Origin of the sequence: Chryseobacterium sp. MIQD13 (assembly GCF_050496705.1) — a bacterium.
Taxonomy (GTDB): domain Bacteria; phylum Bacteroidota; class Bacteroidia; order Flavobacteriales; family Weeksellaceae; genus Chryseobacterium.
The window spans coordinates 532,438-552,591 of record NZ_JBNWAF010000001.1 but is presented as its reverse complement, the minus strand read 5'-3'; the positions used below and the strand labels follow the sequence as shown (position 1 = coordinate 552,591).

The 20,154-nt window shown below is 35.9% G+C and carries 23 protein-coding genes; 11 read left to right on the top strand and 12 right to left on the bottom strand.

The window, feature by feature from the left end; all coding sequences use genetic code 11:
* Nucleotides 1-2: 2 nt before the first annotated feature.
* The 3 genes from ACQWU4_RS02665 to ACQWU4_RS02655 all read right to left on the bottom strand — a co-directional run bounded on the left by ACQWU4_RS02665 (nt 3) and on the right by ACQWU4_RS02655 (nt 4,194).
* The gene (locus ACQWU4_RS02665) at nt 3-1,565 is read right to left on the bottom strand and encodes a hypothetical protein (RefSeq protein WP_429934216.1); all 1,563 of its coding nucleotides are present in this window, start codon (nt 1,563-1,565) and stop codon (nt 3-5) included.
* A 275-nt stretch (nt 1,566-1,840) separates the two neighbouring features.
* The gene (locus tag ACQWU4_RS02660) at nt 1,841-2,887 is read right to left on the bottom strand and encodes an HlyD family secretion protein (protein WP_429934215.1); all 1,047 of its coding nucleotides are present in this window, start codon (nt 2,885-2,887) and stop codon (nt 1,841-1,843) included.
* A gap of 5 nt (nt 2,888-2,892) precedes the next feature.
* Nucleotides 2,893-4,194 carry a TolC family protein gene (locus ACQWU4_RS02655; protein ID WP_429934214.1) on the bottom strand — a complete coding sequence of 434 codons (1,302 nt, stop codon included), beginning with the start codon at nt 4,192-4,194 and terminating at the stop codon, nt 2,893-2,895.
* A gap of 173 nt (nt 4,195-4,367) precedes the next feature.
* Between ACQWU4_RS02655 and ACQWU4_RS02650 the strand changes: the two genes are divergently transcribed.
* Nucleotides 4,368-5,171, top strand: a complete 804-nt coding sequence (locus ACQWU4_RS02650) for a helix-turn-helix domain-containing protein (RefSeq protein ID WP_429934213.1) — start codon at nt 4,368-4,370, stop codon at nt 5,169-5,171.
* A gap of 243 nt (nt 5,172-5,414) precedes the next feature.
* On the opposite strand, the gene rplI is transcribed toward ACQWU4_RS02650, so the two are convergent.
* From rplI to ACQWU4_RS02610, 8 genes are all read right to left on the bottom strand, one after another.
* Nucleotides 5,415-5,924 carry a 50S ribosomal protein L9 gene (gene rplI / locus ACQWU4_RS02645; protein ID WP_429934212.1) on the bottom strand — a complete coding sequence of 170 codons (510 nt, stop codon included), beginning with the start codon at nt 5,922-5,924 and terminating at the stop codon, nt 5,415-5,417.
* A gap of 153 nt (nt 5,925-6,077) precedes the next feature.
* Entirely contained in the window at nt 6,078-6,380 is a 303-nt protein-coding gene (gene rpsR / locus ACQWU4_RS02640) for a 30S ribosomal protein S18 (protein ID WP_034706728.1), read from the bottom strand.
* A 32-nt stretch (nt 6,381-6,412) separates the two neighbouring features.
* Entirely contained in the window at nt 6,413-6,754 is a 342-nt protein-coding gene (rpsF, locus tag ACQWU4_RS02635; protein WP_429934211.1) for a 30S ribosomal protein S6, read from the bottom strand.
* Between the two features lie 193 nt (nt 6,755-6,947).
* Entirely contained in the window at nt 6,948-8,300 is a 1,353-nt protein-coding gene (locus tag ACQWU4_RS02630; protein WP_429934210.1) for a chloride channel protein, read from the bottom strand.
* A 146-nt stretch (nt 8,301-8,446) separates the two neighbouring features.
* Complete coding sequence (locus ACQWU4_RS02625) at nt 8,447-8,809, bottom strand: hypothetical protein (protein WP_429934209.1); 363 nt, start codon at nt 8,807-8,809, stop codon at nt 8,447-8,449.
* Nucleotides 8,806-8,997 carry a hypothetical protein gene (locus ACQWU4_RS02620; protein ID WP_429934208.1) on the bottom strand — a complete coding sequence of 64 codons (192 nt, stop codon included), beginning with the start codon at nt 8,995-8,997 and terminating at the stop codon, nt 8,806-8,808. The genes ACQWU4_RS02625 and ACQWU4_RS02620 overlap by 4 nt, the downstream gene beginning before the upstream one ends.
* A gap of 32 nt (nt 8,998-9,029) precedes the next feature.
* Nucleotides 9,030-10,346, bottom strand: a complete 1,317-nt coding sequence (locus tag ACQWU4_RS02615) for a dihydrolipoamide acetyltransferase family protein (protein WP_429934207.1) — start codon at nt 10,344-10,346, stop codon at nt 9,030-9,032.
* 63 nt (nt 10,347-10,409) lie between these two features.
* Nucleotides 10,410-11,237 carry an SAM hydrolase/SAM-dependent halogenase family protein gene (locus ACQWU4_RS02610; protein ID WP_429934206.1) on the bottom strand — a complete coding sequence of 276 codons (828 nt, stop codon included), beginning with the start codon at nt 11,235-11,237 and terminating at the stop codon, nt 10,410-10,412.
* A gap of 137 nt (nt 11,238-11,374) precedes the next feature.
* Between ACQWU4_RS02610 and ACQWU4_RS02605 the strand changes: the two genes are divergently transcribed.
* From ACQWU4_RS02605 to ACQWU4_RS02585, 5 genes are all read left to right on the top strand, one after another.
* The gene (locus tag ACQWU4_RS02605) at nt 11,375-12,331 is read left to right on the top strand and encodes a PhoH family protein (RefSeq protein ID WP_429934205.1); all 957 of its coding nucleotides are present in this window, start codon (nt 11,375-11,377) and stop codon (nt 12,329-12,331) included.
* Between the two features lie 174 nt (nt 12,332-12,505).
* Nucleotides 12,506-13,159, top strand: coding sequence for a porin family protein (locus tag ACQWU4_RS02600; protein WP_429934204.1), 654 nt, complete (start codon nt 12,506-12,508; stop codon nt 13,157-13,159).
* A 144-nt stretch (nt 13,160-13,303) separates the two neighbouring features.
* Nucleotides 13,304-13,801: a hypothetical protein gene (locus ACQWU4_RS02595; RefSeq protein ID WP_429934203.1), complete on the top strand. Its 498-nt coding sequence runs from the start codon at nt 13,304-13,306 to the stop codon at nt 13,799-13,801.
* A gap of 432 nt (nt 13,802-14,233) precedes the next feature.
* Nucleotides 14,234-14,896 (top strand): outer membrane beta-barrel protein, encoded by a 663-nt coding sequence (locus ACQWU4_RS02590; protein WP_429934202.1) that lies wholly within the window; start codon nt 14,234-14,236, stop codon nt 14,894-14,896.
* An 83-nt stretch (nt 14,897-14,979) separates the two neighbouring features.
* Nucleotides 14,980-15,636, top strand: a complete 657-nt coding sequence (locus tag ACQWU4_RS02585) for a porin family protein (protein ID WP_429934201.1) — start codon at nt 14,980-14,982, stop codon at nt 15,634-15,636.
* A gap of 59 nt (nt 15,637-15,695) precedes the next feature.
* Here ACQWU4_RS02585 and ffh read toward each other — a convergent pair whose 3' ends face one another.
* Nucleotides 15,696-17,057: a signal recognition particle protein gene (ffh, locus tag ACQWU4_RS02580; protein WP_429934200.1), complete on the bottom strand. Its 1,362-nt coding sequence runs from the start codon at nt 17,055-17,057 to the stop codon at nt 15,696-15,698.
* A gap of 189 nt (nt 17,058-17,246) precedes the next feature.
* Between ffh and ACQWU4_RS02575 the strand changes: the two genes are divergently transcribed.
* From ACQWU4_RS02575 to atpH, 5 genes are all read left to right on the top strand, one after another.
* A complete protein-coding gene (locus tag ACQWU4_RS02575) occupies nt 17,247-17,618 on the top strand; it encodes a hypothetical protein (protein ID WP_429934199.1) in 372 nt (123 codons plus the stop codon).
* Between the two features lie 59 nt (nt 17,619-17,677).
* Nucleotides 17,678-18,775, top strand: coding sequence for a F0F1 ATP synthase subunit A (gene atpB / locus ACQWU4_RS02570; protein WP_429934198.1), 1,098 nt, complete (start codon nt 17,678-17,680; stop codon nt 18,773-18,775).
* 57 nt (nt 18,776-18,832) lie between these two features.
* Entirely contained in the window at nt 18,833-19,024 is a 192-nt protein-coding gene (gene atpE, locus ACQWU4_RS02565) for an ATP synthase F0 subunit C (RefSeq protein WP_040994829.1), read from the top strand.
* Between the two features lie 89 nt (nt 19,025-19,113).
* Nucleotides 19,114-19,611 (top strand): F0F1 ATP synthase subunit B, encoded by a 498-nt coding sequence (locus ACQWU4_RS02560; RefSeq protein ID WP_034725377.1) that lies wholly within the window; start codon nt 19,114-19,116, stop codon nt 19,609-19,611.
* Between the two features lie 2 nt (nt 19,612-19,613).
* Nucleotides 19,614-20,153: an ATP synthase F1 subunit delta gene (atpH, locus tag ACQWU4_RS02555; protein WP_429934197.1), complete on the top strand. Its 540-nt coding sequence runs from the start codon at nt 19,614-19,616 to the stop codon at nt 20,151-20,153.
* Nucleotide 20,154 lies beyond the last annotated feature (1 nt).

Genomic DNA, 20,154 nt, shown 5'->3' with positions numbered 1-20,154 from the left:
AATTACATAATATTTCTCACGGCAATTTTTACAGGATGATAGAGTAGTAAAGCAAATGCTGTCATCAAAGCCAGCCAGAACAGCCCTGTAAAAATTTCCATATTGGAGAGAAGGATCGATTGAGCGGTTATTTTTGCTTTAAAAGCTCCGGCAGTCATAGATAAAGACTCATTCACCGGCAGTTTAGATAGGTGATTTCCCAAAAGCTGGTTCCACTGGCTGTAGAAAACAGGATTGGTATCTGTCATGTTAAAACTTAAGGTATCGGAATGTTTTAAGGTTAAAAACAACATCAGGTTCTGCATTAAAGCATATCCTATTGCTGTTGTCCAGAAACGGGTTGTGGTTCCTAAAGCTGTTGCGTTGGCAACATATTTATCCGGCATTCCGGAAATTAAAAAGAATACGAGAGGTGTAAACAGCAATCCCTGTGCGACTCCCTGCAGGAATAAAGGAGGGCAGACTGTGGAAAGGGTAGTGTCCGGATAAAATGTATAGGTAAACCATGCACAATCTATTGCCAGCAACAGAAATCCGGTGAAGAAAACAATTCTTGAAGAAATGCCCCGCATCAGGCAGATTCCGGATGAAATAACGCCAATGAGTGTTCCTGCTACATTCCAGTATTGAATATTGACAATATAGTCCCACGGCCATTTCCAGACCGTTGCCATAATGCTGTATACATTATTCAGACCTGAACGGATCAGGTAAAAAATGAAAAACAGAACCATTCCGACAATGACATTCTTTGAGCTGAAAACTTCAAAATGAAAGATCGGCCTTTTGGAATTTCTCTGTTTAAGCATGAATAGACCTCCGGAAAGAAGGAATATAAAAAGACATATGATAATGGTATCCGACTCAAACCACATTAATCTTTTGCCATAAATAATAGCATATCCTCCGGACTGAAGGCAGGCCCATAACAGGAACCAGCTTGTAATATCCAGTTGATAAAGAGGCATTTTAGGAAAAAATCTGTTGGTATTGAACAATGCGATCCCAATAATCAGGACAAAAACATGAAAATAAACCATCATTAAGATCATGTGCTGGAAATCATAATTTTCAATGCTTGATTTCAGTAATGAGGTAGTTATGGTTCCTCCTGTCAGCATAATGGAATACATGAAAAGATAGGCTATTACCTTAGCGTGTTTTGTTTTTAATTCAGCAATAATCAGCGGTAGGAAAATAGCCCCTTCAAGAAGCCCGAAAATACCTTCAAGAAAGCGTATGACTAAAATAACCTGGTAATTATTGGTGACGGATAAAACATATAGGATGATTACAGAAATGGAGGACATCAGTAAAATATAGTATTTCACACTGAAATACGCCATAAATCTTTGTAAAACCAAAAGAGTAACTACAAATGTTCCATACATCAAAATCATTAAATACTGGATGTCATCTGAGTCTGCATCCATGAAAGAAGAGGTGAAGGCGCTGTTGGAATGCAAAAGCGACAACAGCATCAGGTGGGGAAACAAGGCAAGTACCAGAAGAGGAATTTTCAGCCATTGTGGTACCCATTTATGATAAACAGTGTTGTGTTGCATGATGATATGAAGATTCGGTGAAATGTTAATATGCTGGTGTGAATAGATAAAATGCGGAAAGACAAAAGAGCAGAATGTAAAAGTAAAAGGTAAAACGACAAACGCTCATGAATAATCAAAAGCCTGTCACTGCAGTTCTGTCTTTCCGCTAAAAAATCTAATCCGGTAATTCCAATAATGAATTCATTTGAAAATGTACAGATATGAAAGCTCCTTCTACATAAATTATCTTCCAACTCTCATACCCTTACGCTATCAAACTCTTCCATACTATTTTATATTTTCTTGGCGCTTACCAGAACGTTCATCCCGGAAAGCAGCTTTTCATTATTTTGATTATGATCGAGAATAATTTTTACCGGAAACCTTTGCTCAATCTTGACAAAATTTCCTGTAGCATTGTCAGGTTTTATCAGAGAAAACTGAGAACCTGATGCGGGTGATATGGAAACTACTTTTCCTTTAAATTCAATATCAGGATAAGCATCTGCAGTAATCGTGACTTCCTGTTTTGAATCAATCTGTCCGAGTTGGGTTTCTTTATAATTGGCAATAATCCATTTTTCCTTACTGACGATTTGTACAAGTGCCTGACCTTCTTTAATCAGCTGCCCTTCCTGAATCGTTTTTTTACCCACCCAGCCGTCATACGGAGCAGTGATTACAGTATATGAAAGGAAAAGTCTGGCGTTGTTCAGGTTTGCGGAACTCTGCTGAATCTGGCTTTTGACCGGAGCTACTTTAGTCTGCTGTTCATTGGCTCCTGCTTTTATTGCATTTTTTTGCTGTTCTAAAGCTAGAAGATTGGCTTTGGCCTGCTCATAGGAAGCTTTCACATTCTCAAACTGCTGTTCGGTGGCAGCATCTTCAGAAACCAGGTTTCTGTATCTGTTAAAATCCTGTTCCGTTCTCCATATATCGATTTTGACTGAAGCTATTTTTGCATCAATGATCTTTGAGTCACTTTCTTTTGTGTTCACTCCGCTTTCAATGGTCGTGATGTTTTCAGCATTGGCATGAAGGCCGGCTTCAGCCATTTTTACCTGATTGACAAACTCCCTGTTGTCAATTACAATCAGTGTATCTCCTTGATGAACGAACTGGTTTTCCTCAAACCGTATAGTTTTAATAAATCCTGAAACTTTACTGGAAACCGGAGTAATATATTGCTCAATCTGGGCATCGTTCGTAGTGACATTCTTCCTTGAGAAAAGGTAAAAACTTACCATTCCTGTAATTCCACTTATAATTAGAATCCACGCCAGAAATGTAATGGTTTTGTTAATTCTTTTTTCCTTTTGTGTCAGTTGTTTATTTGCCATAGTTTTTATAAGTTTCCAATCGTATACTGGAGTTGGTAATATTTTAGTTGTCGGTTAATTTTTATGGAGATAAGATTGGATTCAGCCTCCAGAAAAGCATTGTCAGCATCAATAAGCTCAGTGATCAGGCTTAGTTTATTTGCATATTTTGTCTTTACGATACGGTAGTTTTCTTTAGCCTGGCTGATGGCTTCTTCAGCAATCTTTACCTTTTGATCTGTTTCTTCAAATTTTTTATAGGCTTCATAGACAGTATGTCTTATTTTCTCATCATTCTCCTCGATCTGAAGTTTTGCAAGGTCAATATTTTCCCGGGCTTCCTGCATTTTGTACTTATTTTTATACAAATTTTCGATAGGATAGGTAAGATTTACACCAAGCATTCCCAAACGGTAGGCATAAGGTTCAGGAGGGAAGAACATCATATTAGGGTATTTGATGAAATACTCGCCGCCTGCTGTAATTTTAGGTAAATAATTCGCTTTTGTGATTTTCTGATCCAGTTCTTTCAACGAAAGGTTTTTGTGGGCCATTTCTACAGATTCATTTTTGCTTAAAGCAGTGTCCGTTAATTCATCTATATAAGGAATTGTTGTTTTTTCAGAGATCAGATCTTCCGTATTCACATGCATTTCCTGATTTTCCGGAAGAGAAAGGATGGTTTTAAGCTTGTGCTCTGCAATTTGAATATCATTGTTCAGTTCTGTCCAGCTCATTGTATGGTTGGAAAGCTGTAAAGACGTTCTCAAAACTTCATTTACTGTCACAACTCCGTTAGCTTTTAAAGCTTTCACCTGTTTGATATTCACAGAATCCTCTTTTATTTTATCATCAATAAGACTTTGTTGTTCTTTTAAATGATGGATCTGGAGAAAAGCCGTAATAATCTCCATTTTTAGCTGTCTTTCATCCTGATGTGTTCTCAAAGCAGAGATGTCGGTATCAATCGATGCTTTCTTCTCTGTATTTCTGATTTTCCCACCCATATACACCGGAATCGATGCTGAAAGGGTAAAATCATACATTCCGTTAATGACATCATATTTGGTAGCTTTATTGAAGAAACCGTTTTGATGCTGGAAAAGATTGGTTATCTGATTATAGCTTGTATGAAAATCTATATCCGGAAGTTTTTCCATTGCAAGATCTTTTTCCCGGGTAGCGGACATTTCCTTTTTTAAATGGCTTATCTGTATGTTTTTGTTATTTTTTAAACCGGTCTCAATAGCCTGCTGAAGGCTGAGATGCTGGTAATCGATCATTTGTGAGTGTAAAAAACTGCCTGTCAGCAGTAAGCACAACGTCATGCACTGATATTTACATGCGTTAAATATCATATTCATAATTTACTTAAAGGTTTTTTGCTAAAATGATTTTGATGCTGCAAAGTTACGATGCCTCATACAGGACCCGATTTGTGAAAACAGAAAAAGATTTGCTCATTTACGCCAAAATGAAATTTTCTTCATACCTTTAGCTAATGAATGATAGTCATTTTAAAGCAGTAGAGGAAGATGATGCAGAGTTTTATGTCTATAATGTACTCACAGGAAATGTTACCACAGATATCCACCATCATAGTTCTGCCCAATTAGTTTACGCAGAAGGAGGAATTGTTCATGTCTTTACGGATCTTAAACACTGGTATCTTCCTGCAAGATGCTTCATGTGGATTCCGGCAGGAACACCTCATTATATTTTTTCCACAAGCCCGAAAGTTGATCTTTACAATTTTTATTTCAAAAAAGAAGAAAATGAAAATGGCTTTTTTGATGAAATTAATATCTATTCGGTGAGCCATCTGCTCAGAGAAATGATTTTGTACACAAAAGACTGGGATGGGAAAATCACAAAAAATGATGGAGCTAAATATTTTTTTCTCAAAGCCTTAAAAGGAATTCTTCCTGAGAAAAGAGATAAAAAGCTGGCTTTCCCGGTTCAGCACCCGTTTCCCAAGGATGAAACCCTTCTGAAGATTGCAAGATATATTCATGCTAATCTGGAAAAGCCCCTTACCATTGAATCTACGGCGAAAGAATTCGGAATGAGTACCAGAACCCTTTCCCGGAAGTTTAAAGAGATTTTAGGCATGAATTACGTCCGTTTTTTACGTGCTCTCAGAATTACCCGTTCTCTGGAACTAATGCTGGAAGGTAAGTATAATATGTACGAAATAGCAATGATGGTAGGGTATAACAGCTTGTCTTCTTTCAGTAATATCTTTAAGAAGGTTATCGGTGTACCGCCTACGGAATATCAGCAGAAACTGAAAGGGGATAAGTAAGCTGTGTGTTGGAGAGTTTGAGAGTGAGAGGGTTTGGGTTTTACGAGTTACAGGTTTTGGATGAAGAAGATGTGTAACTTATCCCAAATTTATCTCGACCCTGATTCCCCTTCTCTGAAGGGGTGGATTTTTGCAAAGCAAAAAGACGGGGTAGTTTAAAACAATTAATAAATAGAATTTAAAAATACAAAAAAACCACTTCAAACGAAGTGGTTTTATATTTCGAGAAAATTCTCAGCTTAATTAAGCTTCTTCTTCAGATTTTACTTCCTCTTTTTTAGCAGTTGGAGCAGCAGCTACTACTGGAGCATCAGATACGATGTCGAATTCATAGTTGTACTCAACATTTCTGTGAAGTCTGATAAGAGCTGTGAATTTACCAGTTCTCTTGATTGTGTTACCAGGAATTTTGATGTATTTTTTCTCTACAGAAACACCAGCTTTTCCTAAAGCTTCAGCAAGATCAGCATTGTTGATAGATCCGAATAATTTATCACCAGTACCTACTTTTGCAGGAATAGTAATAGATGTTTTCTTCAATTGCTCAACTACACCGTTAGCTGCAGCGATTAATTTAGCTTCTTCTTCTTTTCTAGCCTCTAAAGTAGCCTCTAAAGCTGCTTTATTTTTAGGAGTAGCTAAAAGAGCAAATCCTTGAGGGATTAGGAAGTTTCTTGCATAACCAGGTTTTACGCTTACTGTATCAAACTCAAGTCCTAAGTTTTCTACGTCTTTTTTTAGGATGATATCCATTGTTGTTGTCCTTTTTTTAGAATTTAGATGTTAGAAATTAGAATTTAGACTATGTCTGGTATCTGAAATCATTTATCCAAAATCAAGTTAGAATTAATTATTTATTCAGCAACAAAAGAAGAGGTTGCCCTCTTCTTTTATTTATTTTTTGTCTTATTTCAATAAGTCAGCTACGTAAGGTAGTAAAGAAAGGTGTCTTGCTCTTTTGATAGCAGCAGAAACTTTTCTTTGGTATTTTAAAGAAGTTCCAGTGTATCTTCTTGGTAAGATTTTACCTTGCTCGTTTACAAACTGTAATAAGAAATCAGCATCTTTATAGTCAACGTGCTTAATTCCGTATTTTTTGAATCTACAATATTTCTTTTCAGATTTTGTATTGATATCAAGTGGAGTAAGGAATTTTACTTCTGATTCTCCTCCAGCTGAGGCTTGTTTAGCCATTTCATCTATTGCCATGTCTTGTCTTTTTTAAAAAATAGGGTTAATAATTAAGCTCTAGCCGCTTTTACTTTTGCTCTTCTAGTTACAGCGTACTCAACAGCATGCTTGTCAAGTTTTGTAGTCAGGTAACGGATTACTCTCTCGTCACGCTTGAATGCCAATTCTAGATCAGCAACTACAGTACCTTCACCTTTAAACTCGATTAAAGTGTAGAATCCGTTCTTTTTCAATTGGATCGGATAAGCTAGTTTTTTTAATCCCCAGTTTTCTTTAGCAACGATTTCACAGTTCTTTTCTTTTAAAAGATCCTCAAATTTTTTCACTGCTTCCTCTACCTGAGCGTCAGATAGAACGGGAGTTAAAATGAAAACAGTTTCGTAATTGTTCATAATGTTAAATGAATTTGTTAATTATTTCGAGGTGCAAAATTAGAGAATATATTTGTAATATGCAATACTATCGGCAAAATAGTTAACAGCCATTAGTTGCTGGCTGATAGCTTTTTAGATTAAAATTGATTGTGGGTAATTTTAAAAAACTAAAAAAAGGGTATGTTTTTCAGATTGTAATTACCTGTAATAACTAATCTTTACCTCTGATTTCCGCTAAAAAATTCACTTTAATCACATCATATAAAGAATGTCTGCTTACCAGAATAGAAGCTATGGAAGAGACCATTCCGGCCAGCATCAGGTGAAAAATCAATGAATGTCTGTCCGTCATTTCCAGCACAATAATAGCGGACGTAAAAGGCGCTCTTGTAATTCCTGTAAGAAAGGCTACCATTCCTGCGAGAATGACTACATTGGTTTCATTGGCTGTCAAATGAATTGCTCCTGAAATTACAGATCCTATACTGGCGCCAGCGGTGAGGGCAGGAGCAAAAATACCTCCTGCACCACCTGATGTAAAAGATAGGGCGGGACCAAGCATTCTTAAGATCGGAACATACCATTCTTCGTGCTTATCTTTGGTAAAGAGAACACGTTCCATGATTTCTTTCCCGGAACCCAGAATTTCACGGTTGATAAAGTAAGCTATAGAAGCAATAAATAATGCGCAGATTACTAAAAAAACAACATTGGCTCTATCGGTTTTAAGTTTTCTTTTTTTCCAGTCATTCATTTTCAGCATTGTGACAGAAAGCTGGCTGGCCAGGATTCCGGCAACTCCGGCTACAAGGATAATGGGAAACATGACCATAAGGGAAACATCATTTGTTTTCGGATAACCTAAATATAAATAAGATCCTGCTAAAGTCTGAGCCGTTAAACCGGCAATAATTACAGCAGTAAATAAGGCTGTTTTGAAATAATTGATATGTGTTTTAGATAATTCTTCAACAGCAAATACAATTCCTCCCAAAGGCGTATTGAACGCTGCTGCAAGTCCTGCCGCAGCCCCTGTCATAATCATATTTTTCTTGGATATTTTCGGCCACCAGTGTGGAAGATATTCATTTACTTTCCTGAAAACCGAACCTGCAATCTGGATAGTGGGACCTTCCCGTCCCACAGCTCCGCCTCCGATTACCAGAACTACAGAAGAAATAATTTTAAAGACAATAATCTTAAGGCTTAAAAGACTTCTGATTTTTGTATGTTCCTTCGGGTTGGCCAGTTCTACGGCTGCCATAACCTGAGGAATACCACTGCCTTTGGAATAGGGCGCAAATTCTTTTACCAGCCACCATGAGAGCACAAAACCGATAGGAGCAATAATGAAGATCATCCATGCATGCCAGTTCATAATGAAATTCAGAAGGTTTTCTCCCCATGCAAATATCTTGGCGTACATTACCGCAAAAAAGCCTGTGATTACAGAACCAATCCAGAACGGAATGGCCTGAAGCAGATTATTTTTCAGCTGCTCGTTGCGTATGTTGTCAAAAGACTTTTTAAGGCCTTTTCGTATGAGGGAGAAAATTTTCAGCATTTGTGAACCAGGAAATTTTATTTAGCTGAAAAATATGAAAATTAGATGGTATTTAAAAATCCAATTTAAAAAGATATAACGGATACTAATTGCAGAAAAACAAAAAGCTTCCCAAAAGGAAGCTTTTTATATTGTATTTATAGGTATCAGGCAAATCCAAAAAGGAAAATACCGCTGATAAAGTAAGTTAATAATAGGATAAGGATAAAAGCAAGATTAATATTCCTTAGGATAAACTTTTTTTTCCTTTGTAAAATCACTGCTTCAATGATAATGAAAAGAAGCCATAATCCATGAAAAATTGCCATAAATATAAGGAACGCAATTTCTTCCCAGCCGCCTTTTTCTTCATTGATTGCAATAACAAAACAGATGGTTCCAAGAATAAAAACAGCAAGACGGGTCGTTATATGGCTTTTAACATTTTGATCCGTTACTTTACTGATCTTTTTATCTTTTTCTTTGTCTTCCTGCTTTATTTCAAAAAGCTCTCTCAGTTCAGGATTCATTCTTTCTGCTTATTATATAAAGTCACGAAGAATGGTAACAAACCAATAAAAGCAATCAGATTTAAAATACCAAATAATCTAAATAAGTTCATCGGGAAAAAATCGAAAAAACTCATAATAACCTGAATAAGATCAAGCAGAATAATAACTCCCAGTGAAATTATAGCAAGTAATGTTGCGTTTTTCATGTACTTATTTAGATTATTGGTTTATTTTGTTCTTATATTTCTGTATTCAGATCCCAGTTCTGAAGATAGTCGTGAACATGTTTCAGCATCATTCCGCCTAAAGATCCGTCTACCACTCTGTGGTCATAAGAGTGAGACATGAACATCAGCTGACGGATAGCAATCACATCACCATCTTTGGTTTCAAGAACTGCAGGTTTCTTAACGATAGCTCCGATAGCAAGGATAGCTACCTGAGGCTGAGGAATAATAGGTGTACCCATAAGATTTCCAAAACTTCCTACGTTAGAAATGGTATATGTTGCTCCCTGAGTATCTTCAGGTCTTAATTTTTTGTTTCTTGCTCTGTAAGCTAAATCGTTGATTGCTTTTGCCAAACCTGAAAGTGATAACTGGTCAGCATTTTTAATTACAGGAACGATAAGGTTTCCATCCGGTAAAGCAGTCGCCATACCGATATTGATATTTTTCTTTTTAATGATGTTTTCACCATTGATAGAAACATTAATCATCGGGAAATCCTGAATAGCTTTCACTACAGCTCTTACGAAAATAGGCATGAAAGTCAGTTTTTCTCCTTCACGTTTTTCGAAAATATCCTTATGCTTGTTTCTCCATTTTACAACGTTGGTAACGTCTGTTTCAATAAAAGAAGTAACATGTGGAGCAATTTGCTTAGCTTTTACCATGTTCTCAGCAATGATTTTTCTCATTCTGTCCATTGGAATGATTTCATCACCTGCTGCTGTCTGAACTGTAGAAACCGGTGTCGCTACAGGAGCTGTTGATGTAGCAGGAGTTGGCATTTGTACCGGTGCTGCCTGCTGAACAGGTTGGTTTCCTCTGTTGGAAACGTATGCTAATATATCTTCTTTTGTAATTCTTCCTTCTAAACCACTTCCTTTAATAGTTTTAAGCTCAGATTCAGAAATGTTTTCCTGTTGTGCGATTGATTTTACAAGTGGCGACAGATAAAGGTCTCCTGAAAATTCTGCGTTTGAAGCAGCTACCTGTAATGGCTGTTCAATAGTTTTTAAAGTTTCTGTATCCGGAGCGGCTGCAGGAGTTTCTGTTTTTACTTCTTCTGAAGCTGTGTTTCCGCCTTCTCCTTCAATTTCTAAAATAGCAATGGCTTCACCCACTTTAGCAACTTCGTCCTTCTGCTTCAGGATTTTTACAATTTTCCCCGAAACTGGTGTCGGAACGTCTGAATCTACCTTATCTGTTGCAATTTCAACTACGGAATCATCCTCTTTTACATTATCACCCTCATTGAATAACCAAGTGATAATTGTCGCTTCCATAACACCTTCTCCCATGGAAGGAAGCAATAATTTGTATTCTGCCATTTTTAATTTTTAGATTTTGACAAATATATAAAAAAAATCGGTTTTTTTATGAAATATATAATTTTAGACAAATTCAACATAGATATTCTCGCCTACATTGAGTCCAAACAGGCTTTTGGCCCCGTTTTTTTTACTTCCTTTATAGATGGTAAGCTCCAATAGCTGACTGTCATTGAAGATTGCTGCCGACTGTCCGTGAAATTCCGTTTCCCTTTCCCAGTCAGAAACCACTTCAGTATGGCTGGAATATACCCTTGAAAGTGTTAAATTTCTGAATTTTATAGTAAAACCTTCGTTTCCTTTACCGCTGCTTTCGAAAAAGTCTTTACTGATATTTGATATTATATTTCCGAAATTATCAATATATGTTACCTCACCAATGATCATTTTTTCAGATTCGTTGAAGACCGGTTTCGGGAACAGGAGTTGTTTGGATGTGTCTATTTTCCGCCCAATGACTTCAGGAAGCCCGCCGTTTGCTAAATGTACCGCTGCAGGTACAAAAACATCTGTGGAAGTGAAATTGACCACATCATCAAAACGGTTATTCAACGTAATCTCGTATATGGCTTCAGGTTTTATATCAAAAAATATAAGGCTTAAAAGTCCGTTGTCTGCAGCTAAAAAATAAGAACCATCCGCTTTATACAGTATATTTTTCCTTGATCTGTTGTAAAAACTGTCTACAGAAAGGATATGAATAGTACCTTTAGGAAAATATTTATAGGCATTCCGTACAATATAGGAGGTCTGTATCAGATTGAAAGCCTGAATGTCATGAGTGATATCAATGATATTAACCTTAGAATTTAAAGACAGAATTTTGCCTTTCACAGCTGCAACTCTGTAATCTAAATTTCCGAAATCCGAAGTAAGGGTAATAATTGACATGAATCGTTGGTAGAATAAATGGTGTTTACTGCAAAGTTATTTAAAATAAAAACAAAGCCCCAAAAGATTGTAGAAAGAATTGACATAAATTTGAAAAAAAGCTTTAATTTTAAAATCGAATAAAAATAAAATAGTGCATGTTTGAATTAACATATGATTTGGAAGATATCGATGTAAAGACCTTCTATGGCGTTAATAACCAATATTTCAATTTATTAAAATCAAGCTTTCCTACCCTTAAGATCACCGGAAGAGATCATTTTATCTTTGCGATGGGGAATCAGGAGGCCTTAGATATACTTAAACAAAAACTGGATGATATTGTAAAATTTATCTCTGCCAATAATTCTATTGCTTTAAAAGACGTTGAGAATGTCCTGAATATCAAGGACGAAAATGAAAAACAGTTGATTTTTGACCAGGATATTATTGTAAAAGGAGTCAATGGTAAAATTATTAAAGCTAAAACCACTAATCTTAAGAAGCTGGTAAAAGAAACCGAGAAAAAAGATATGGTTTTTGCCATTGGACCCGCAGGAACCGGCAAAACGTATACCAGTGTAGCGCTAGCAGCGAGAGCTTTGAGAGATAAGGAGGTGAAACGGATTGTCCTGACGAGACCTGCCGTAGAAGCAGGGGAGAGCCTTGGATTTTTGCCGGGAGATCTTAAAGAAAAGCTGGATCCGTATTTACAGCCTCTTTACGATGCGTTGAGAGACATGATTCCTCATGAAAAGCTGGAAGGTTTTATGGAGAAAAAGGTCATTGAAGTGGCTCCGTTGGCTTTTATGAGAGGACGTACACTGGATGATGCTTTTGTAATTCTGGATGAAGCTCAGAATACTACCCATGCTCAAATGAAAATGTTCCTGACAAGAATGGGTATGAATGCAAAATTCATCATTACCGGCGATCCCAGCCAGATAGATTTACCGCCAAAACAACAATCGGGGCTAAAAGAAGCCATGAGAATTCTGAAAGACGTTAAAGAGATTGGTTTTGTACACCTTACAGAAGAAGATGTGGTAAGACATCCGGTGGTGAAAAAGATTATTTTAGCATACAACGAGGAAGATAAAAGGCTCAAAGACTAAGATAATATCTTAAATTAATGAATGTCGATTAGCAAGTATAGTATTAATTTTTCTAAAAAATAAATTTTCAGAGGCTCAGCGTGCTCAATCACAGTTTTGTGATAATTATTTCCTGCAAAATTTGGTAATTTGAAAAAAAGACTTAGTTTTGTGGCCGAATACTAAAATAAAACCATGAGAAAAATTTTACTTATTGCAGCAGCAGCTGTAGTTAGCGCTAATCTGAGCGCTCAGGAAACAAGATTCGGGGCTAAGGCTGGTTACTCACTTTCAACTTTAAAATTCAAAGACGGAGGGAATTCTGAAAATTCTGATCCTTCACATACTTTCTATGTAGGAGGTTTGGTAGAGCATAAACTAAGCGATAAGTTTGCGCTTCAGGGAGAAGTTTTATATTCTCCGCTTGGAGGCAGACTGGATGCAGAAGAAGGCAGTGATGAAGCTATGGTTGGAGCAAAAGCAAAGATCACTTTCGGAACATTATTGGTTCCTGTTTCTGCTAAATATTTCATTACTGAAAGTTTATCGGTTTCTGCAGGGGCAAGTTTCGGATTTATCCTTTCTGCAAAAACAAAATATGATGTTAATGTAGGACTTGGTTTGCCAGGACTTGATGTGGCAATCGGTGACGAGGTTGATATCAAAGATCAGACGAATACTTTGAATATTGCTCCTTTCTTAGGTGCAGAGTACGCATTGGAAAATGGTTTGTTTTTTGACGCCAGATACAATATGGGAGTTTCTAACCTGGCAAAAGATTCCGGGGATGGAAAACTGACTAACAGCTTCCTTCAGGTAGGTGTTGGTTTTAAATTCGGAGGAAACTAATTCTTTAGAAATTAATTACAAGTTAGTTATAGAGCGGGCCAGAATTTGGTCCGCTTTTTTATTGTGATTAAGGTCTTTTGTTAATTTTATGTTAATAATAAAAATAATTAGTAATTTTGCAATATCAATCAAACTATTTAAAAAATGAAAAAATTATTTTTACTAGGTGCTTTTGCGCTGCTAGGCGGTGCTGCACAAGCGCAGGAAGGTTTTAAACTGGGTGGTCACATCGGAGTTCCGGTAGGTGATGCCAGTGATGCATCTTCATTTACATTAGGAGTGGATGCTGCTTATATGTGGAACATTACAAAAGGGCTTGACCTTGGGGTTACAACAGGATATTCTCATTTCTTTGGAAAAGATCATTTTGATGATTTCGGATTTATTCCTGTAGCTGTTTCCGGGAAATATAAATTTTCAGGAGCGCCTATCTTTGTTGGATTAGATCTTGGATACGGAATTTCTGTAAAAGATGGAGTAGATGGTGGTTTCTATGCTCAGCCTAAATTCGGATATCAGATGTCTAAAGGTGAGCTTTACTTAGGATACCAGACAATCAGCAACAGACGTGATTACGGATGGTATAAAGCAAACTGGAACGTAGGTGCCATTAATATCGGATACAATTTCTTCCTTAAATAAAGAGAAGCGAAAATAATATACCAAGCTCCAGCCGTAAGGCTGGAGCTTTTTTATATAAATACAATAAGACTTTATAAATTAAATAAATAATTAGAAAGGAAGAATTGGTCTTTGAACAAAAATAATTATTTAATATTAATACTAATATGTTAAATATTAACGATTTAGATTATAGATATTCGCAATAATTATAAAAAAATACCAATTTTAAAGAAAAGTGGGAAATTAAAAAAGTTAAGTATATTTAGCTCTTGTTGAGAAATTGTAGTTTTTTTATTCATAATATTGTGAAAAAGCCAAAAGACTATTATTGTTACATTTTATTACCGGAAAAAGCCAATATCCACCGATGATATTAATCACATTAACAAATTTTAATATTAGCAATACCCACTGTAAATTTGCCCTCAGAAAGTATTAAAATTTTTTAAAATGAAAAAATTATTATTAGCGGGTGCTGTTGCACTTTTCGGTTTATCTAATGCTCAGATTGCAAAAGGAACTGCATATATTTCAGGACAAGTAGGTTATTCTCAGGAAGAAAACAACAACAACGATACTAAAGTAGAAAGCTTCAGAATCGTTCCAACTGCAGGTTACTTTGTAGGTACTAACCTTGCTGTAGGTTTAGGAGTAGGTTATGCAAGTGATAAAGTTACTAAAACTACAACTGGATCAATCGGAGGAGGAAGCTTTGTTTCTGAAACAAAAGGTACTCAGTCTGCATTTGTTGTTGCTCCTTTCGTAAGAAAATATTGGACTTTGGCTGATAAATTATATATCTTCGGTCAATTAGAAGTTCCAATGGAGTTTGGACAATTTAAAGATGAAGCTGTTACAACAACTACTATCGGTTCAACTACGAATACTACATCTACTTCTGACAAAGCTAACTACACTTCAATCGGTGTTAACGTTAAACCAGGTTTAGATTATTTCTTAAACAAAAACTGGAGCATTGAAGCTACTATCGGTGAATTTGGATATAATACTTCTAAATTAGACGTTGATAATGCTAAGAGTGTAAACAACTACAAGTTCGGATTGAATTTATCTTCTGTAACTTTCGGAGTTAAATATGTATTTGCTAAGTAATTAACAAAGCATTATAAAAATAAAAGCCCTAATTATTTTAGGGCTTTTTTATCTTTAAAAACAATTTTTAAAATAAAATAATCATGAAAAAAATCTTATTAGCATCAGCCCTTGCTTTTTTTGCAGGTATGAATGCACAGACAACATTCGGTGTAAAAGCGGGATATGCATTATCAAAACTAAACTCTAATGAAAACGATATTGAATTCGGAGGAATAGAGGGAAGCTTAAAGTCAAAGTCAGGATTTTATGTTGGAGCTTTGGTTGAACATAAAGTTAATGACAAATTTGCTCTTCAGGGAGAAGTAGAATATGCAAATTTAGGAGGAAAAGCAGAAGTATCACTTCCTGGAAATATCAAAGTAACTGAAAAATTAAATTTTAACAGAATTGTAATTCCTGTATCAGCAAGATATTATGCTACCCCGGAATTAGGAGTTTATGCAGGTCCATATGTGAGCTTTAAAGCAAGTACAACAGCAAAAATTGAAGTGAGTGGAGCAACATCAAACCCACAATCAATCAATGAAGGAGAGCAGTATCTTGAAGATGCTTTCAATGATAATCTTAAATCTACGGATTTTGGACTTTTCCTGGGTGCTGATTATAATATTTACAAAGGATTATTTGTAGACGCCCGTTACAGCTTCGGATTGACTAACATGATTAAAGATCCGGTGAACGACGAGAAACTGAAAATGAATTTCTTCCAGATCGGATTAGGATATAAATTCAAATAAAAACAAAAAACTCTCAGAAATTTCTGAGAGTTTTTTATGTCTTATTCTTTTAAGCTTGGTTATTTCCCCATCATTCCACCCATTCCAGGCATATTCGGCATTTTGCTCATCATCTGCATCATCTGTTTTCCCTGAGGCCCCTGCATCATCTTCATCATTTTACCCATTTGCTCGAACTGCTTCATCAATTGGTTCACATCTTCAATTTTTCTTCCCGCACCTTTTGCAATTCTCTGTTTTCTCTGAGTATTGATGATGGAAGGTCTTCTTCTCTCATCAGGAGTCATAGAGTAGATGATTGCTTCAATGTGTTTGAAGGCATCATCACTGATCTCAACATCTTTGATCGCTTTTCCAACCCCCGGAATCATTCCCATAAGGTCTTTCATATTACCCATTTTCTTGATCTGGTTGATTTGCTTAAGGAAATCATCAAAACCGAATTCGTTTTTAGCGATCTTTTTGTGAAGTTTTTTAGCTTCTTCCTCATCAAACTGCTCCTGAGCTCTTTCTACTAAGGAAACAACGTCTCCCATTCCCAGGATTCTGTCCGCCATCCTTTCCGGATAGAAAAGATCCAAAGCTTCCATTTTCTCACCGGTAGAGATGAATTTGATCGGTTTTTCAACTACGGAACGGATTGTTAAAGCAGCACCCCCTCTTGTATCACCATCTAATTTGGTAAGAACAACACCATCAAAGTTCAGTGCATCGTTGAATGCTTTAGCTGTATTTACAGCATCCTGACCTGTCATGGAATCTACCACAAATAAAGTTTCGTGAGGTTTGATGAAGTAATGCACAGACTTGATCTCGTTCATCATCTGCTCGTCAATAGCAAGACGTCCTGCCGTATCGACGATCACTACATCATGACCATTTGCTTTTGCAAAATTAATAGCATTTTCAGCAATAGTAGAAGGGTTGGTAGCTCCTTCCTCTGTGAATACCGGAACTCCGATCTGACCACCCAATACTTTAAGCTGGTCAATTGCTGCAGGACGGTAAACGTCGCAGGCAACCAACAAAGGTTTTTTGGTTCTTTTTGTTTTTAAATAATTGGCAAGTTTTCCGGAGAACGTAGTTTTACCGGAACCCTGAAGACCTGCAATAAGAATTACAGTAGGCTTTCCTGAAAGATTGATTCCTTCCTGGGAACCTCCCATAAGGTCTACCAATTCATCATGAACGATTTTAGTCATTAATTGCCCCGGTGTAAGGGAAGTAAGAACATTCTGCCCTAAAGCTTTATCCTGAACTCTTTTCGTAAGATCTTTTGCAACTTTATAGTTAACGTCAGCATCTACCAGCGCTCTTCGGATTTCCTTTACGGTTTCCGCTACGTTGATCTCTGTGATTTTTCCGCGTCCGGAAATATTATGTAGAGCCTTGTCTAATTTATCCTGTAAACTATTAAACATATTTATTGTAAATTATAGGTTTGCAAAAATAAGGAATTTTTAGCATATCCAAAGTGTTCGGAGACGTAATATTATATATATGAAAAAAATGATAAAAATCAAATCGTGCAAAATTCAATAGAAAAAGTCTATTTTTGCGATCAGTTAAAATAAACCCTATTGATTATAGAGGTTGAAAATAAGTTTATAATGAAATTAAATCCTAATATCCTTGTTACGGTATTATTCTTTTTAACATTTCTGATTCATTTTTCCCTTTGGAAATTTGTTTTTCACCTGGATGAGATTATTATTGTTAAATTTTATCTTTTTTTAAGTGTAATGTTTATGATGATGATTACTCTGGTTATATTAATTAACAGAACTGTACCGCAGTTTTTAGGATTATCTGTAATTGGTCTTATCTTATTAAAATTCGGTTTAATGTATTTAATTCGCAAAAAACTGAACTTTGAAGTGATTCCTGGTTATAAATTTCATTTTATATTGCCGTATTTCGTCCTGACCACGCTGCTTACGTACTATGCAATCAGGCTGATTAATCATGACAAAAAACAGTAAAATTATTTATTGAAACTAGAAAAAAAATTATATTTTTGCACAACGAAAAAAACCTATCAATGTTTAAGAAATTCGCAGTTTTATTCTACAGTATTTTTGTATTAAACTTAGTGTCTGCACAGCACGGTGAGGCTGTCGCTGGGACAGCTCCTGCTCAAGAGCTTTCGGAGAAAGACAAAACAACTAAAGAAAACAAGGAGTTTATCACTCATCACTTGTTGGATGCTCACGATTTTACATTGATGGTAGATAAAGAAGGTCACCACATCGGTTTCCCTCTTCCTGTTATTTTCTATGATAACGGATTCCATAGCTTCATGAGTAATAAAGAAGGTTTTATGCATGGTGAAACAACTGAAGTAGATGGATCTTACTATAAACTGCACCACGAGAAAATTTATAAAACTGATGCAGCAGGAACTTTAACTTTAGATAAGGATGGTCACCCTACAAATGAAAAACCTTTAGATCTTTCAATTACGAAAAGTGTATTTATCATTTTCTTAGTTGCACTTCTAATGTTTGTATTATTTACAGGTATGGCAAGATCTTATAAAAAATCTGTTGTTCCTACAGGAGCTGCAAGATTTTTAGAGCCTTTGATTATTTTTGTAAGAGACGAGATTGCTATCCCAAACATCGGTCACAAGTATAAAAGATTTATGGGATACCTGTTAACTGTATTCTTCTTTATCTTACTTTTAAATGTTTTAGGTTTAATGCCTTTCGGAATCAATGTTACAGGTAATATTACAATGACATTCTTCCTTGCGATCCTTACTTATTTAATTACAACATTTTCAGCTAATAAAGATTACTGGAAACATATTTTCTGGATGCCAGGTGTTCCTGTTCCAATGAAGTTCATTATGTTGCCAATTGAATTATTAGGAACATTAACTAAGCCTTTTGCATTGATGATCCGTCTTTTTGCTAACATGACAGCAGGACACATCGTTGTAATGACGCTAATTGGTTCAATTTATATCTTCAAGAACTGGATTGCAGGAGTTGCATTCCCATTCTTAACCTTAGTAATTTATATCCTTGAGGTATTAGTTGCATTCCTTCAGGCTTATATCTTTACAATGCTTTCTGCCCTGTTCATCGGAATGGCTGTGGAAGAGCATGAGCACGAACATCACGCAGCTCATTAATAAAGAACAAGTTTGAAGCTTTAAAATATTAAAACAATTTTTTAAATTATATTTATTATGGAAATCCCTAGAATTATTGGTGGCGGTCTTATCGTACTTGGTGTAGGTATCGGTCTTGGTAAAATCGGAGCTGCTGCTCTTGAAGCTATCGCTAGACAGCCTGAGCAATCTGGAAAAATCCAAACTGCTATGCTTATTGCAGCTGCACTAGTAGAAGGTGTTGCATTTGCTGCGTTATTCGCATCATAAGCCAAACAAAAAAAACATTGTTGCAGCGGTTGGCTGCAGCAATGTTAATTTAAAAAAGAAAAAAGTAATAATTATTTATACATTATATAATGGAATTAATTCACCAGTTTTCATCAGGATTATTTATTATCCAGTCTGTTATTTTTCTAGCATTATTATTTTTGTTAGGCAAATTTGCTTGGAAACCTATTTTAAAATCAATCAACGACAGAGAAACTTCTATTGTTGATGCTCTTAATCAAGCTAAATTGGCAAGAAAAGAGATGGAGACTTTAAAAGAGGATAACGAAAGAATTATTCGTGAAGCTAAAATAGAAAGAGATGCTATCCTTAAAGAAGCGAGAGAAATTAAAGATAGAATCGTAGGTGAGGCTAAAGATGCTGCTAAAAATGAAGGTGACAAAATGATTGAAGCAGCTAAGCAGACTATCCAGACTGAGAAGAATGCTGCTATGGCAGATATCAAAACTCAAATCGGTGCTTTATCTGTAAACATCGCTGAATCTATCCTTAAGCAAAAGTTGGATAACAACGAAGCTCAAAACGAATTAGTTCAAAATTATTTAAACAAATCAAACCTTAACTAAGAATGCTTACATCTAAAGTAGCTAAAAGATACGCACAGGGACTACTTGATTTCACGAATGAATCAGGTCAGACAGCTGCTGTATTTTCTGAAATGAAAGATGTAGTGAAGATCATGTCTGAATCTAAGGATTTGAACAAATTTTTCCTTACGCCTTACATTGATTCAAAAAAGAAAATAGAGGCAGCAAACGAAATTTTTAAAGGTTTTTCAGCTTCTTCACAGAACCTGATCAGATTAGTGATCAAGCACGGACGTGAAAGCCAGTTGAAAAATATTGCTCAGGAGTTTATCAATAAAGTAGAGGATATCAACGGAGTACAGAGAGTAACTCTTACTACGGCGACTCAGCTTTCTAAAGAAAACCTTGATCAGATCTTAAGATCTACCAATCTGGTAAAACCAGGTTCAAACTTTGACCTGAACTTGAATGTGAAGCCTGAGATTTTAGGAGGTTACATTCTAAGAGTAGGTGATCAGCAGGTAGACGCGTCTGTAAAGACAAAACTTAACCAGGTTAAAAAAGATTTTCAGTTAAATTAAG

Excerpts from the sequence above, each read along its gene's own strand:
- rpsR (WP_034706728.1), bottom strand. The coding sequence starts at position 6,380 with ATGGCAATAGATGAAATGGCTAAACAAGCCTCAGCTGGAGGAGAATCA.
- ACQWU4_RS02630 (WP_429934210.1), bottom strand. The coding sequence starts at position 8,300 with ATGCTGAAAATTTTCTCCCTCATACGAAAAGGCCTTAAAAAGTCTTTT.
- ACQWU4_RS02560 (WP_034725377.1), top strand. The coding sequence starts at position 19,114 with ATGGAATTAATTCACCAGTTTTCATCAGGATTATTTATTATCCAGTCT.
- ACQWU4_RS02650 (WP_429934213.1), top strand. The coding sequence starts at position 4,368 with ATGAATGATAGTCATTTTAAAGCAGTAGAGGAAGATGATGCAGAGTTT.
- rplI (WP_429934212.1), bottom strand. The coding sequence starts at position 5,924 with ATGGATATCATCCTAAAAAAAGACGTAGAAAACTTAGGACTTGAGTTT.
- ACQWU4_RS02575 (WP_429934199.1), top strand. The coding sequence starts at position 17,247 with ATGAAATTAAATCCTAATATCCTTGTTACGGTATTATTCTTTTTAACA.
- ACQWU4_RS02595 (WP_429934203.1), top strand. The coding sequence starts at position 13,304 with ATGAAAAAATTATTTTTACTAGGTGCTTTTGCGCTGCTAGGCGGTGCT.
- ACQWU4_RS02605 (WP_429934205.1), top strand. The coding sequence starts at position 11,375 with ATGTTTGAATTAACATATGATTTGGAAGATATCGATGTAAAGACCTTC.
- ACQWU4_RS02615 (WP_429934207.1), bottom strand. The coding sequence starts at position 10,346 with ATGGCAGAATACAAATTATTGCTTCCTTCCATGGGAGAAGGTGTTATG.
- atpE (WP_040994829.1), top strand. The coding sequence starts at position 18,833 with ATGGAAATCCCTAGAATTATTGGTGGCGGTCTTATCGTACTTGGTGTA.
- atpH (WP_429934197.1), top strand. The coding sequence starts at position 19,614 with ATGCTTACATCTAAAGTAGCTAAAAGATACGCACAGGGACTACTTGAT.
- ACQWU4_RS02590 (WP_429934202.1), top strand. The coding sequence starts at position 14,234 with ATGAAAAAATTATTATTAGCGGGTGCTGTTGCACTTTTCGGTTTATCT.
- ACQWU4_RS02600 (WP_429934204.1), top strand. The coding sequence starts at position 12,506 with ATGAGAAAAATTTTACTTATTGCAGCAGCAGCTGTAGTTAGCGCTAAT.
- ACQWU4_RS02655 (WP_429934214.1), bottom strand. The coding sequence starts at position 4,194 with ATGACGTTGTGCTTACTGCTGACAGGCAGTTTTTTACACTCACAAATG.
- rpsF (WP_429934211.1), bottom strand. The coding sequence starts at position 6,754 with ATGAACAATTACGAAACTGTTTTCATTTTAACTCCCGTTCTATCTGAC.
- ACQWU4_RS02610 (WP_429934206.1), bottom strand. The coding sequence starts at position 11,237 with ATGTCAATTATTACCCTTACTTCGGATTTCGGAAATTTAGATTACAGA.
- atpB (WP_429934198.1), top strand. The coding sequence starts at position 17,678 with ATGTTTAAGAAATTCGCAGTTTTATTCTACAGTATTTTTGTATTAAAC.
- ACQWU4_RS02625 (WP_429934209.1), bottom strand. The coding sequence starts at position 8,809 with ATGAATCCTGAACTGAGAGAGCTTTTTGAAATAAAGCAGGAAGACAAA.
- ACQWU4_RS02620 (WP_429934208.1), bottom strand. The coding sequence starts at position 8,997 with ATGAAAAACGCAACATTACTTGCTATAATTTCACTGGGAGTTATTATT.
- ACQWU4_RS02665 (WP_429934216.1), bottom strand. The coding sequence starts at position 1,565 with ATGCAACACAACACTGTTTATCATAAATGGGTACCACAATGGCTGAAA.
- ACQWU4_RS02660 (WP_429934215.1), bottom strand. The coding sequence starts at position 2,887 with ATGGCAAATAAACAACTGACACAAAAGGAAAAAAGAATTAACAAAACC.
- ffh (WP_429934200.1), bottom strand. The coding sequence starts at position 17,057 with ATGTTTAATAGTTTACAGGATAAATTAGACAAGGCTCTACATAATATT.
- ACQWU4_RS02585 (WP_429934201.1), top strand. The coding sequence starts at position 14,980 with ATGAAAAAAATCTTATTAGCATCAGCCCTTGCTTTTTTTGCAGGTATG.